The 14506-nt window shown below is 45.3% G+C and carries 11 protein-coding genes; 7 read left to right on the forward strand and 4 right to left on the reverse strand.

Translation table 11 applies throughout. The features are described 5' to 3' along the window. Nucleotides 1-80 precede the first annotated feature (80 nt). The 3 genes from HQQ92_RS15780 to HQQ92_RS15790 all read left to right on the forward strand — a co-directional run bounded on the left by HQQ92_RS15780 (nt 81) and on the right by HQQ92_RS15790 (nt 3126). Nucleotides 81-527 carry a SufE family protein gene (locus HQQ92_RS15780; protein ID WP_173246655.1) on the forward strand — a complete coding sequence of 149 codons (447 nt, stop codon included), beginning with the start codon at nt 81-83 and terminating at the stop codon, nt 525-527. A gap of 176 nt (nt 528-703) precedes the next feature. Then, the gene (locus tag HQQ92_RS15785) at nt 704-1870 is read left to right on the forward strand and encodes a membrane dipeptidase (protein ID WP_173246658.1); all 1167 of its coding nucleotides are present in this window, start codon (nt 704-706) and stop codon (nt 1868-1870) included. Between the two features lie 83 nt (nt 1871-1953). Next, nucleotides 1954-3126, forward strand: a complete 1173-nt coding sequence (locus HQQ92_RS15790) for an AAA family ATPase (protein ID WP_173246661.1) — start codon at nt 1954-1956, stop codon at nt 3124-3126. Between the two features lie 13 nt (nt 3127-3139). On the opposite strand, the gene HQQ92_RS15795 is transcribed toward HQQ92_RS15790, so the two are convergent. Both HQQ92_RS15795 and HQQ92_RS15800 read right to left on the reverse strand, forming a co-directional pair. Then, on the reverse strand, nt 3140-3382 hold the full coding sequence (locus HQQ92_RS15795; protein WP_309247088.1) for a cupin domain-containing protein: 243 nt from the start codon (nt 3380-3382) through the stop codon (nt 3140-3142). Between the two features lie 207 nt (nt 3383-3589). After that, nucleotides 3590-3718, reverse strand: a complete 129-nt coding sequence (locus HQQ92_RS15800) for a cupin (RefSeq protein WP_173246664.1) — start codon at nt 3716-3718, stop codon at nt 3590-3592. Between the two features lie 180 nt (nt 3719-3898). Between HQQ92_RS15800 and HQQ92_RS15805 the strand changes: the two genes are divergently transcribed. Continuing rightward, nucleotides 3899-6289 (forward strand): toxin-antitoxin system YwqK family antitoxin, encoded by a 2391-nt coding sequence (locus tag HQQ92_RS15805; protein WP_173246667.1) that lies wholly within the window; start codon nt 3899-3901, stop codon nt 6287-6289. Between the two features lie 179 nt (nt 6290-6468). Here HQQ92_RS15805 and HQQ92_RS15810 read toward each other — a convergent pair whose 3' ends face one another. Further along, complete coding sequence (locus HQQ92_RS15810; protein ID WP_105250128.1) at nt 6469-6843, reverse strand: PH domain-containing protein; 375 nt, start codon at nt 6841-6843, stop codon at nt 6469-6471. A 201-nt stretch (nt 6844-7044) separates the two neighbouring features. After that, a complete protein-coding gene (locus HQQ92_RS15815) occupies nt 7045-8961 on the reverse strand; it encodes a U32 family peptidase (RefSeq protein WP_173246670.1) in 1917 nt (638 codons plus the stop codon). Between the two features lie 203 nt (nt 8962-9164). Here HQQ92_RS15815 and rluA point away from each other — a divergent pair, with 203 nt between their 5' ends. The 3 genes from rluA to HQQ92_RS15830 all read left to right on the forward strand — a co-directional run bounded on the left by rluA (nt 9165) and on the right by HQQ92_RS15830 (nt 14469). After that, a complete protein-coding gene (gene rluA, locus HQQ92_RS15820) occupies nt 9165-9842 on the forward strand; it encodes a bifunctional tRNA pseudouridine(32) synthase/23S rRNA pseudouridine(746) synthase RluA (RefSeq protein WP_105250130.1) in 678 nt (225 codons plus the stop codon). A gap of 95 nt (nt 9843-9937) precedes the next feature. After that, nucleotides 9938-10399 (forward strand): transcriptional regulator AsnC, encoded by a 462-nt coding sequence (gene asnC, locus HQQ92_RS15825; RefSeq protein WP_006080290.1) that lies wholly within the window; start codon nt 9938-9940, stop codon nt 10397-10399. Nucleotides 10400-10605: 206 nt separating this feature from the next. Further along, entirely contained in the window at nt 10606-14469 is a 3864-nt protein-coding gene (locus tag HQQ92_RS15830) for a S8 family serine peptidase (protein WP_173248686.1), read from the forward strand. Nucleotides 14470-14506 lie beyond the last annotated feature (37 nt).

The following is a 14506-nucleotide window of genomic DNA, read 5'->3' on the forward strand; positions in this document are numbered from 1 at the left end:
GCATTTAGCCACTGATCTACGCCACTCATACGATGCTCAAGACAAGTTACGCTCAAGTAAGTGAGACAGGATTTAGCCCTATGACAGATTCAATCATGCCTATGCCAAATGAAGCCGATTTTCACTATTTAGTGCAAGATGCCGAAACCTTACTGGCGCGTTTTACCAATGCCCCTAACTGGCAGGAAAGATATCGCCAAATTATGTTGCTAGGGAAAGACTTACCAAGTTTAAGCCCTGAGCTTCGCATCGAGGCCGCTCAAGTAAAAGGCTGTGAAAGTGATGCGTGGATTTATCATCTAGAACAGGCTGGCAGGCACTATTATTTAGCCGACAGCGATGCCCGCATCGTTAAGGGATTGATCGGATTATTGCTTGGTGCCTGCCATGGCAAAAGCCGCGCTGAAATCCAAGCATTTGATCCTACAGCTTACTTCAAACAATTGGGCCTAGAAGGTCAGCTCAGCCCATCGCGCACTAACGGCCTTAACTCACTGGCAAAAGCAATGGTTGAAGCCACTCGATAATCATAACCCGAGGGTTTTCATTTACTGCGACAAGCGATAATTGAAACCACTCGGCAACAACAAATAATCACAACTCTTGCTCAGGGGCAAAGGCCAAAAAAGGGATTTAATCAAAGACTTCTACGCCCTAAAAAGGTATAAAGAAGTTACATTTGCGTTATTGATAGGAACCGAGCATGCCCATCAAGGCAGTCAATCACTACCGTCGTACACTCCTTAAAGGTCTTGGCGCAGCAACTCTGTTAAGTCCACTCGCCAGTTTACCTAGCTTTGCCGCCCAACAAAGGCGGATATATGTCGATGGTTTATCCTTCCTACCCGATGACTTAAGTGATGTAACCGCCGCTAAACTCGATGCCTATCTTTGCGATATTTCGGCTATTGAGACCATAGAACAAGCCGATGGCACTCAAAACTACAAACGCACTTATAAAGCTTGCATGGAAAGCATTAAGCAGGCCGCTAAACGGGTGAGTGATCATCCCGATATTTTGTTGCAAGGCCTGAGGGGACGAGATATTCAACGTGCACGCGACAGCCAGCGCACTGCGGTATACTTTCAAATCCAAGGCGCAGATTGTGTCGAAGAAGACAGCGAAGCTAACCAGTGGGCGCGGGTAGATGAGTTTCATCAACAAGGGCTACGCGTACTGCAACTCACCCACCATTACGGCAATACCTTTGCCGGTGGCGCCTTAGATAATGATGCCAGTGGCGGACTCAATAAACCACTCACGGCCCACGGGCACGAACTTATCGCCAAACTCAATCACGCCAATATCTTGATTGATGTGAGTCACTCCAGCGCTCAAACCGCTTTAGATGTCGCAAAAATCACTAAATCACCCATAGTGCAAAGCCACGGCGCAGCGCGCGGTATAGTAAACCATGCCCGTTGTTCCCCCGATGAAGTGATCCGCGCCATCGGCGATAGCGGCGGCGTATTCGGCGTATTTATGATGAGTTTCTGGCTTACCAATAATGCCGTGCCCACGATTGATGATTATATTCGACAACTGGAATACGTTATGCGTGTTGGTGGAGTGGACTGCGTGGCAATCGCGAATGACTTCCCGCTCCGTGGCCAAGAAAACCTACTGGCACTGGGTAATGACAACGCCAAAGGCATTAAAGAATATCAAGAATGGTGGTACAGCCTGAGGGCGAAAGGCGTGCTAGGTTTTGATGCAGAGCCAAGGCATGTAGTGATCCCCGAGCTGAATCATATCGATCGCATGAGCCGTATCGACGATGCCTTAGCCAAGGCACGCTTTAAATCTACTGACCGCGACCGTTTTATGGGTGGTAACTGGCAAAGAGTGCTCAACAAAGTGCTACTGTAAATGCCATTGTTTTATCGTCATGTTTAATTTACTTTGTCGATAAATTTACTGGCTTATCAGCTTGTTTCAGTCTTGGATATTCTATGCTGACCACTCTCGCTATTTTCAATTATCGCTCTCTGCGTGAAATCGTCTTGCCCCTAGGGCAACTCAATTTGATCACAGGGGCGAATGGCAGTGGTAAATCGAATCTATACAAAGCACTACGTTTACTCGCACAAACGGCGCAAGGCGGCGTTGTCAATGCTTTAGCCCAAGAAGGCGGACTCGACTCCAGCTTTTGGGCGGGACCAGAAAACCCCACCAAAAGTATGCTAGCGGGCGACACCGCCATTGAAGCCACCGTCAGGCAAGCGCCAAGACGCCTAAAGCTTGGCTTTGCCGGCGAAGATTTTAGCTATCTTATTGAACTCGGTTTACCCAAACCCGATTCCACCACGCTGTTTGGCTTAGATCCACAAATCAAGCGCGAAGCCATTTGGAACGGGCCTAAGTATCGACCCTCAACAGTATTGGTTGAGCGCCGTGGTCCTATGGTGAAGAGTCGCAGTGCTGACGGACAAGGCTGGATAACCTTAGGCGCACACCTGCAAACCGGCGACAGTATTTTTACGGAACTTGCCGATCCAGAGCGCAGCCCTGAAGTGCTAAAACTTCGCGACAGTATCCGCGCATGGCGTTTTTACGATCACTTCAGAACCGATGCAGAAGCGCCAGCCCGTCGTCCACAATTAGGTACAGCCACGCCAGTATTGCACCACGATGGGCGCGACCTTGCATCAGCAATTCAAACCATTTTTGAGATAGGTGATAAAACGGCTTTTGACCATGCGGTCAGCGATGCGTTTCCCGGTGCTGAGGTTCGCATTGAACCTCAAGAGGGCGGCATTTTAGTGCTCGCATTTCATCAGCATGGTTTATTAAGGCCACTCAATGCCAGTGAATTGTCGGATGGCACCCTGCGCTATTTGCTGTTAATCGCCGCCCTACTGACCCCAAGACCGCCAGAGCTTATGGTGTTAAATGAGCCAGAAACTAGCCTACATCCCGACTTATTACCTGCGCTTGCACGCTTAATCGCTAAGGTGTCGGAAGAGTGCCAGTTGTGGGTGGTTTCCCATGCTAATCGGCTTATTAATGCCTTAAGTCAATTTGAACACTGCAATACCTTGGCCTTAGACAAAACCTTAGGCCAAACGCAGATCCAAGGCCAAGACTTACTCAATACGCCCAGTTGGCTATGGCAGAATCGTTAACCTATAGCCTTAATCAATCGTAAAATACCGCGAGCCATAGGGTTTCTGAACTTATAGAAGTCGAAGCGACTCGATGTTTTTGATGGGGCGGAATCGTTAAGTAATCTCCAGGGGTTAGCGTAACGGGTTCACCTTGTTCAAATTCAAGCGTCGCCTCGCCTTTGAGCAGCATCACCCATTCATGTTGAGTTTGATCGTACCATTGACCTTCGGGTAGATACCCAAACCACCTGAAGATGCAGGATTCAGCGGGAATTTAACGCACTTTAGGCAAGACGGCTATTTGCAGACCTAGTGGACTAAGTTAAAAATAGCCAACACGGCATAGAGTGCGTTAAAACCCGCCGGGACGGAGCGCTTAGGGCACTCCACTTCCGTGTTGCATCAATTCAGAAGGTGGCCGACATTCTGTCATTGATGCGCCTTGAATTGAAGCACCCTAAGCGCTCTGAAACTCGTATCTTCAGGTAGCTTGGGTATATTGCCCATTGGAAACGATGCGCTCAATAGTCACAGTATTATTACCCGCCAGTTTTTCAAAAGTTTCCGCCGATAAATCTGTGGGTAATTTTGCAAAAAAGTTATCAAGCATTTTGTCTTTATTCCTCTGCTTTTATTAATGTGCCACTCTGATTAAACGGTATTTGGAGCAATCAAGCATTGAGAAACGAATCCATAAACCGCTATGATATGCGCACAGAAATACTCAGTTGCGATGAGTATCACTCAGATAAGCTTAATGTTTTACATATGGATATGGAGATTTCCCCCAATGTCGTTGTTTCGCGCACTCAAAGCCAAGTTATTTCCCTCAAACCAAACTAGCCGCGATCCAAAAGACATTCATCTTCAAACTGAATCACAAACACTCAGCCAAGAACAAGATTTAACGCAGGAGCCGTCAGTCGCTGCACCGCTATTCCAGCGCTACTTCAGCTTAAAAATCCATGCGACAAAGGCAGACGCGACTTCTTGCGAAGAAAATGCCGACCACGGCTTAACTCTCTATCACTACGATACGCCCCAAGTCATAGAACTCTTAGGCTGGGAAAACGCCAATGAATGCTGCGACTTCCACCATACCGAATTCGACCGCCTCGAAATCAGCAATCAATTCCCTTTCCCCGAGCAGCACTTTTGGCTCGACAAGGTAAAAGTGTGCAGTATCACCCCCAAAAAGAACAGCCAAATAAAGGCGTTGTGGCAAGTTGAGCTTAACAATCTCGATGCATTATTGATAAGCCACTTTACCCTAGATGCAGACAATATAGTGCAAGGCGATATTCAAGATTACGCCAGCCTAACAGGCCAACTGCACCGCACTTTTCACCAACTCAATACTGAAGATGGTGCGGGTATACTTAGAATCATCACCCAAAGCCCAGGACTTACCCAAGCCGTCGATTCAAACTATTTTGGCGAACGTAATGGCGTGACCCGTCAATTCAATGCCCTAGGTACCCTGTTATTTGAAGGCAACTTTATTAATGATCAGCAACTTGGAACACAAACGTGGTATGACCATGAGGGCAAGATCAATCAAATAGAAGATCGCCATCCCCAAGGTCAATTTATTCAATACTTTTATGGCAATGGTCAGCTTAAAGAAACCGCCGAACAAGATAGCAATGGATATTATATCAATACGTTAACTCGCTACTATGAATCTGGACAAATACAGCTGATCCGGCCCTTAGTGCAAGATGTTATCCACGGAATTGAAAAACAATATTACCCTGATGGTTCACTAGAAGCTGAAAGATATTACAACCAAGGCTATGAATATGAAGCCGTTTGGTATCATCCCAATGGAGCGATTAAACAAAAAGTGTTTAACGATGTGACGGGCAAAGTCATTGAAGAGTTTTACGACTCAGGTAAGCCTGCATGGCGTGAACCCTTCAATACCGAAGGCCAATTACATGGCGAACATGTAAAATGGTATCCCAATGGTCAACTTGAAGAAAAAATCTATTTTAAGGATGGTAAAGAACAAGGCATGGCCCTTTGGTATCATGACAATGGTCAACTCGCCCTTGAGATCTATCTTGAAAAGGGACTCAGGGAAGGTCTATTTAGAAGCTATTATAAAAGTGGCGTGCTTTCGGCCGAAGGCCAATATAAAAATAACCTCTCGGTAGCCCCTTTTATTGAATACCACGAAAACCAGCAAATTCAGATGTATTTACCGCACACACAGGGCAACCGTGATGGCACAGCTCGCTGGTTTTATGAAGATGGCACGATACGTACAATTTCTGAATATGAAGTTCGTGATGGCCAAGGCTACCTCAAAGAGTCCAGCTTTTATAATAACAAAGGGATCCTCGAATCCTATCAGAGTCACTCGAATACCCGCTGCGGCTATAATCTTGATAATAATCAAAGGGAATACTATCAAGAAGGTATCGCCGATACTCGCATCGAATACTATGAAGATGGCGCCATTCGCTGGTTACTCACCCGTACGCAAGGGGATTTATTTAGCTCAAAATCCTTGTCCCCTCAAGGTTTAATTTTAGAAACTGGCACAATCCAAATTACTAATGGTCGTTACCTCGATATCGGCCATTGGCAACGTTTTACGCCCCAAGGACAAGTGTACCGCGAAGCCTGGCTAGATGAACAAGGCCAACTGATAGAAAGCCGCCACTACTTTGATTTTCATGAAAATATAGCAACTCAGGAAGATGAAGAACCTGAATGGGATAGCCCAGAAAATCCTAGTTATGACTATGATGAAGACGATGCTGATGGGCAAAGTAACGGGCCAAATAACCGTTCGGATAACAGTGAACATCATGCTAGCAATAACGCATATTTATCTCGCCAGAAGTATCACGCACCCAATGGCAATACCACGACAAAACGGCCAGAAGATAAAACAATAGCAGTAGATGTCGCCGCTCACACCGAAGAACCCATATTGGCTTATCACTTAAAATTTGATGATGAAAGCAAGCTTTATGCAATGAAACGCTATCATCCCAATCGCCAGATTGCCGAAGAAGGTAATTTACAAATTCAGGGACAGGAGCAATTCTGGGTCGGCATTCACAATCAATACGATGAGCAAGGCAAACTCAAGCTTTCCGAAACCTATACTATGGCGGGCGAACCGATAGAGCACTCCACTAGCACAAGTAGGATAGTGTTAAATTAATCAAGCAGATTTGAATCACACTCGATAGCGAGGATAGGTAAGCCCAGATAAAACTTGGCTTACATTACTCACATTAACCGTCAGCTTGCGATAACAATTCCAAGCTTGATAGCACTAAATGAATCTAAGTCGCAGCACTAAAACTTAAGCCACGGCACTAAAACTAAAGTGCAAAAAAACTAAAGTGCAAAAGTGGCAATAGTCTTTTGAATACCCACAACATCCGTGCCACGCTTGAGTTCTTTGACTAAAGGTTCACTCTGGCCTGAGATCCAAATTTTAAGCTCGGCATCCATATCAAAATGCCCTGTCGTTTCCACTTCAAAATGGGTAATAGATTTATAAGGTATTGAATGGTAAGTAACCTTCTTGCCAGTAAGCCCCTGCTTATCAATTAAGATCAAACGTTTATTGGTGAAAATAAACAAATCGCGGATCACTTTATAGGCGAGTTTTAATTCTTCTTGAATGCCCATAATAGGCCTTAATTCTTCGGCTAATTCCTGTAAATCAACCTCAGCAGCATTACCGAGTAAACCGTCTAACAGTCCCATTTTAACATCCCTTATTATTGATATTATTTTCAATAAGATATCTGCTCATTACAGCATGTGCAATATAAGGCTTTGATGAAAATATGAGAGTGGCAATGGTGAGGGCAACATCAATGAGAGGTAAGCTGTTGTAGGTGCGCGGATGCAAGCTGAATAGGTGCTAGGAGCATTGCACTCGGGCAATGCTCCTAATGACAAATATTAAAGGTGCTTCTGGCCTCGCACTTGACGGTTTTCACCGACCACCATCATTTCGCATTTAGGACAGTCAAAGACCAGCTTGAGCACATCATTGCCGATTTCAAGCACCATAGGATCGGCCTTGATCCCTGGCACTTCTTTCGGACACAGATTGAAGTTAAAGCGTAGGCAATGCTTAGTGATCATCAATGGCACGTCTTCGGTGACGCCATTTTTCTCATAGGTATCTTGAATTTCAATCACGCCGTGGCGTTGATAAAAATCCTTGGCCTTTTCGTTGGCAACGTTGCCTAAGTAACTCAAATGCTTGACGGGATAGATTGCATCTTGATTATGCTTCCACGGCAGTGGACGCACATAGCCTTGCACACGGGCAGCCTCTAAGGCGGCCACACCATCACGGCGCAGACCATTTAACACTGATGCAGGCAAGAACCAAGCTTGGGCCGTATCGATACTAATGCTACGGGCAACAAAGTCGGTACTGCCGAGCTTACCCAGCTGAGTACGGGTATTTTGTAAGGTCTTATCGACATCTGTCGCAGGCGTCTTCTCGACTACTAAATTCACTGTGGCGGTTAGGCCATAGATATCCGTCAAGGTCAGCGCCAGTCCGTCTTGGGTATCGCTCAACCGTAAATCTACGCCGATAATCCGCTTAGAAGATTCTTTCGATAGCAGGGCTTCGAAGGCTTGGTTATGGTTACGATATAAAGTCATGCCGACCTTTAAATCCTTTGGCACCTGCAATATATGCAGTTTTAACCCTTCGGCACGGTTAACCCGCAGACCTTGCAGCTTGTCATCGGATTGTTTTGCCATAGCAAAATTCGCGGGGAAAAACGCTAAGCCATCGCCGTTATTAAACTCATGGGTAGAGCTCACTTGGATAAAGTCTTTACCTATGCTGACTACTTTACCGACTTCTTCGCCTATGTATTTGGGCGAGCGGAAATCTTTAATTCCTTGGCTACGTTCGTTAACAAAGTAATCTGTGCTGCCACGGTTAAAGGTCTTTTCAGGATCAGGGGTAAAACTATGTTCGCAGCGGCCGTGGGACGAAGCCTTAAACTCAGGGCGACGCGCCATAATCGCATCCAGCTTTTGGCGATAATGCGCGGTGACGTTTTTAACGTAACTTAAATCTTTTAAGCGACCTTCAATCTTAAACGAGCGAATGCCCGCATCGATGAGCGCTTCAAGGTTTTCGGTTTGGTTATTGTCTTTTAAAGACAATAAATGTTCGTTCTGCGCTAACACATCGCCTTGACGGGTTTTAAGATTGCCCGGCAAGCGGCACATTTGCGAGCATTCACCGCGGTTAGCACTGCGGTTACTAAAGGAATGGCTCAAATTACATAAGCCACTGTAAGCCACACACAAAGCACCGTGGATAAAGAATTCGAGCTGCATATTAGTATGCGCGGCGACATCACGGATTTGGCTTAAGCCCAATTCACGGGCAAGCACCACCTGAGAAAAACCAACTTGCTCTAAAAACGCCACTTTTTCTGGACTGCGGTTATCCATTTGGGTACTGGCATGCAGGGCAATCGGCGGCAAATTGAGCTGTAATACGCCCATGTCCTGCACAATCAGCGCGTCAGCTCCCGCTTCGTACAATTGCCAAATAAGTTTTTCGGCGTCGGCCAGTTCGTTATCCATCAAAATGGTATTGAGGGCGACGAATACCTGAGCATGGTATTGATGAGCATAAATACACAGGCGCGCGATATCTTCAACACTGTTACCCGCCGTTGCCCGCGCACCAAACGCAGGACCACCTATGTATACCGCATCGGCACCATGGCGTATGGCTTCGATACCGTAGTCAGCATTTTTTGCAGGCGCCAATAACTCAAGACGGTTATGGACGTGAGAAAGATTCTCGGGAGTGTATATCTCTGGCTGGCTCATGGCTTCACAGACTCAAAATGATCATTAACGAAAAGGACGGGAGTATAACAAAAACTCAAATACAGCTCTATCAGCAAATCATCAACTAATCCGCTTTACTTTTGTCAGCGAGGATAATGGCACAGCCGATCTTTGGGCCTCACACTTGCACCCTCAAGCCGAGCAGAGTATCTTTGCCCCGCATTGACGAATAGGCACTATTTATGACTGATTTTATTTACCAACCACCGACCACTCCTTGGCTCGATATTCTTTATCAAGATAAAGACATTATCGTCATCAACAAACCTTCAGGATTGTTGTCTGTGCCCGGTCGCGACCCCGCCCATTACGACAGTGTCTATGCCCGGGTAAAAGCAGAGCATCCACATTGCCAAATCGTCCATCGCCTCGATATGGCGACCTCAGGCGTGATAGTTGTCGCCCTTATTCGTAGCGCCGAGCGGGAATTAAAACGTCAGTTCCACGATAGAGAAACCAGTAAGACCTATTATGCAAGGGTCGCAGGCCATTTCAAAAATGACACTGGCAGCGTTGATTATCCACTGATCTGCGACTGGCCAAATCGCCCTAAACAGAAAGTCGATCATCTTGTTGGCAAACCGTCTTTGACTCACTACCAAGTAATGAGCCGCGCCAAACGCTCAACGCTGGTTAAACTGATGCCAATCACAGGCCGCTCACACCAATTACGGGTGCATATGATGGCGCTAGGACATCCGATTTTAGGCGATGGTTTTTATGCCGACTCACTGGCAAAATCCTTAGCGCCTCGACTATTACTACATGCAGCAGAGCTCACCATCAAACATCCCTACTCGGGTGTCAGTATGACTTTTAGCGCAAAAGTCCCTTTTTGTGAGCCTTTGGGCGAACAATGATCACTAAAATCAAATAATACGGGCAAAATAGGTAGCAATTCCCCATAAAAAAACGTAACTTTATGACAATTCACTACGTTATAGAGAGTTTATTTATGGATACCGCATTTCAGCGCGATCAACTCGATAATCATATCCTCGAAGCCCTAATGCAGGATGCCCGCACACCCTTTGCCGAACTCGCTAAACGCTTTAGCGTGAGCGCCGGCACTATCCATGTTCGGGTAGAAAAAATGAAGCAAGCGGGGATCATTACAGGTGCGCAGATCACGGTAAACCCTAAAGCCTTAGGCTATGACGTTTGCTGTTTTATCGGTATCAACCTTAAAAGTGCTGGCGATTACCCCGCAGCTATCGCCAAACTCAACGCTCTCGAAGAAGTCGTCGAAGCCTATTACACCACAGGCAACTACAGTATTTTCGTCAAGGTCATGTGCCAATCCATCGACGGCTTGCAACACGTGCTCATCAATCGCATCCAATCTATCGATGAAATCCAGTCGACGGAAACCTTGATCAGCCTACAAAACCCAATCGTCAGAGCGGTTAAACCTTAAACAGGAAAAACAGCAAACACCTACAAACAACATAACAAATACCAAAGTGTGATTAACATCTTTTTTACCGCAAAAGTGTTAACCATACGATACTTTTGTGTTACAACTTCATTGCTGCCGCCAAAGAGCGCAGCAGAAACTATAACAATTCAGCTACAGGCACGTTTAATAAAGTGCTGAAAGCATTAATTGACAAGGAAGAAGTTGTGAAGACAAAACTATCGATCGCTATCTCCGCTGCACTACTCTCAAGCGCAGCTATTGCTAACAGTGAATTTACATTTAAACCTTACTCTCCAGAAATAAGCGCGCATGATAAATATACTAAACCGCAAACATCAGCCACTAACCTCGATGCTCCACAACGTTTTATTGTTGAGATGGAATCTCCTGCACTAGCTAAGTATAGAGGCGGCATCGGCAACTTCGCAGCAACAGCTTTAAATTCGAAAAAAGAAAAACTAGATATTCAATCTACTAATGTCAAAAGCTATTCAAGTCACCTAGCTAAAGAGCAAAACGCTTTTGCTAGCAATTTAGCTAAAATTGCGCCAAATGCAAAAGTGGAACGTCATTTCCAAACACTTTTTAACGGTATAACAGTTGTTGGCCAAGGACTAAGTGTTGAAAAAATAGCCAAAATGCCTGGAGTGAAAGCAGTATACCCAGAGGCTATATATGAAACTAACATGGATGCATCACACCAAGTGATTAATACCCCAGCTATGTGGGAAGCCGTTTCCGGCATGGCTAATGCGGGCAAAGGAATGAAAGTTGCTATTATTGATGGCGGCATTCGTCCGGAAAACCCCATGTTTACCGATGCAGGCTTCACAGCACCCAGCGGTAGTCGACCATCGGATGACTACTGCTCGACTGTCGATGCTTCATTCTGTAACAACAAGCTGATCGTTGCGCGTTGGTCACAGCCAACATCACCTGTGTGTCCTAATGAATACATGAGTCCACTTAGCTATGGTGGTCACGGAACTCACGTTGCAGGTACCGCTGTCGGTAACAAGATATCAACTACTTATAAAGATATTCCCGTTCAACTATCTGGTGTAGCACCAGCAGCTTACCTTATGGTCTACAAGGCTCTTTACAGTAAGCCTGATTGCACAGGCGGAACCGGCTCTAACATCATGTTAATGGAAGCCTTAGAGCATGCTGTTAATGATGGTGCAGATGTAATCAACAACTCATGGGGGGGGAGTGCTGGTAGTGATCCAGCTAGCAGCCCATACAAAACCATGTTTGAAGCTGCAGAAGCTGCGGGGGTTGTTGTAGTTAGCGCTGCCGGTAACGATGGTAATGGTCCTCAAACTATCGGCTGCCCTGCTTGTATTGAATCAGGAATAACTGTTGCTAACACTACAACAGGGCGTTTTTTCGCTAATAGCTTTAATACCGGTGGTGATGATTTACTTGCTATCCCAAGTTCTGATGCAGTGCTTTCAGAAGATATTACCGCTCCAGTGATTGCGGCCGTTAATTTAGATGCTGAAAATGCCAATGGTTGTGATGCCTTTGCTGCGGATTCGTTCAAAGATGGCATTGCATTGATTTCTCGCGGAACATGTAACTTCTCATTAAAAGCCACAAACGCAAAAGCTGCAGGCGCTAAAGCCCTTGTAGTTTATAACAATGCGGCAGGTGCACCAACGACTATGTCTATGCCTGGTGAACCATTCCCTGCTGTCATGATTACGAAAGATGCAGGTTTAGCCGTAATTGAAGCCATGGGAGATGCTGCAACAACAGGTACGATAGTTGCAAAAACTAAACGCATCATGGTTTCTGAACTTGCTGATAACCTAAATAGCACCAGTTCACGCGGTCCTGATGGCAACCAAAATATTCTTAAACCGGATATTGCAGCACCTGGTACCAACATTCTGTCAGCTTTTTCTCCTGATGATGGTGGTGAAGACTTTAATATGATCTCTGGCACCAGTATGGCAAGCCCGCACGTAGCAGGTGCTGCAGCTATGATGCGTCAATTACATCCAGATTGGTCTGCAAACGATATTAAAACTGCTTTAACATCAACAGCTAAATTTGATGATATTTTAGATGATGATGCAACAACACCAGCCACACCATTTGGTATGGGTGCTGGACGCATGGATTTAGATGCTGCAGCCAAAGCTATATTAACGTTCGACAAACCATCAATCGCATCAGACTCTTGTGTTGGTCCATGTACTTTCACTCGAACGGTATATAACAAGAGTAATGCAAAAACATCTTGGAACTTATCAACTTCATCCGATAGTACAGGTATAACAGTATCACCTTCTAGCTTAGAACTTGCCGCAGGAGCCTCTGCCACGTTTACTGTAACCGTTGACTCAACTTTCGCAGAATATGGTGAGTGGATTTTTGGTAATGTAATGATAAGCAGCACCGAAGGACTGCAGGATGCTCACTTACCTTTGGCTGTGTTAGCTAAAGAGTCAAGTGATGCCTCACTGATTTCGACTATGAGCAAGAAAACCGAACTTAACGCAACCGATGCGATTCCAATATCAGTTGTGATAAACAATAACTCATTTGACAGTACAGTGACTATTACAGCGCAAGCACCAGAAGGCACGAAACTAACATCGAAAGATGATGTAAAAGTTAGCTTAGCTGGCGCGACGCAAAATGGTTTACAAATCAACGAAGATATAGGCAACATTACTTGGGTTGGGTCACTTAATCTTCCTAAAATGACGACAACTAAGGGCTCAGCTGGTTTCCCAAGCATAGTGAGTCTAGGGGTCAAACCAATTACTTGTCCAGAAGGTTGTGATGAACAAGCGTTCACCTTTACTGTGCCTAGCTTTAAATACAATGGGGTTAGCTATTCCAGCATCACTATGTCTGACAATGGTCTAGCGATTGTTGGAGGTGGAAGTGCAAGTGGTACATTTGCGAACAAAAAGCTACCTGATGGCAGCAACCCAAATAACATTTTAGCGCCCTTCTGGTCAGATTTTGATTTATCAGATAAATCTGCTGGCGATACTGGCGGTGGTGACTTAGCCGTTGGTGTATTCACAGATGATGATGGAGTTAAATGGTTAGCTTTAGAGTGGAATAAAGGCCAACTCTATGGTGATACATCAAATACACCTTATACGTTTAGCATTTGGATTAAAACAGGTGATACTGAAGAGGTTGTATTCAATTACATAAATATTCCAAATATGCCTTCAAACGTCACTATCGGCGCTGAAAATATAGGCGGAACAATTGGAACAACTTACCACTTTAATGGTGAAGGTGATTCGGTTGTAACAGGTAATACATTGACGCTGAAAAACACAACGGCAGGTAATGTTACTATCGACTATCTGGCTAAAGCGACAGAATTCTCCTTTGGCACTGGCGATATGGCAGAGGCTACAGAAGAAACCTCAATAGAAATTGATTTGCTCGCAAATGATATCAATCCAGATCAAAAAGTTGCTCGCGCATCAATCACAGGCAATGGCATAACCGCCAGTGCACAGCGTGTTTTGGATATTGCTCCTGTAGGTACATTGTCTAAAGCAACTGTAGTAGACGCACCTGCCAATGGTGCTGTCACTATCAGTGAAGCTGGCATTGCGACTTATCAGCCTAAGAAAGACTTCTTTGGCACCGATAGCTTCACTTACAGCGTCGAAGATGCCGATGGCAACGTATCAAAAGCGACTAAAGTGACTGTGACAGTTGCTAATGTCAATGATGCACCAACTGTCGCCCCAACAGGAGAAACCTTGCCTACAGGCCAAAAAATCACCGTCATGTCAAATGCTAAAGATGTCGATGGCGATGCACTCACCTATATTTGGACACAGACATCAGGTCCTACAGTGACTTTTGATCCTGCAGCAAAAAATATTAGCTTTACCCCAAAAGAGCAGGGAACCTATACATTTACTGTTATTGCGAATGATGGCACATTAAACAGTAATACTGGTGAAGTGACTGCGGTTGCTGCACCAAATAAAAATACAGACAATGGAGGAGGTTCACTCGGTTGGCTAACCGCCTTATTGTTACCACTGGCGGCAATGCGTCGTCGTATGAAGTAACGAGTTGTTGACACTAAAAAGGGAGCCTTAATGGCTC

This window comes from Shewanella sp. DC2-4 (assembly GCF_013248875.1).
GTDB classification, from domain to species: Bacteria; Pseudomonadota; Gammaproteobacteria; order Enterobacterales; family Shewanellaceae; genus Shewanella; species Shewanella oncorhynchi.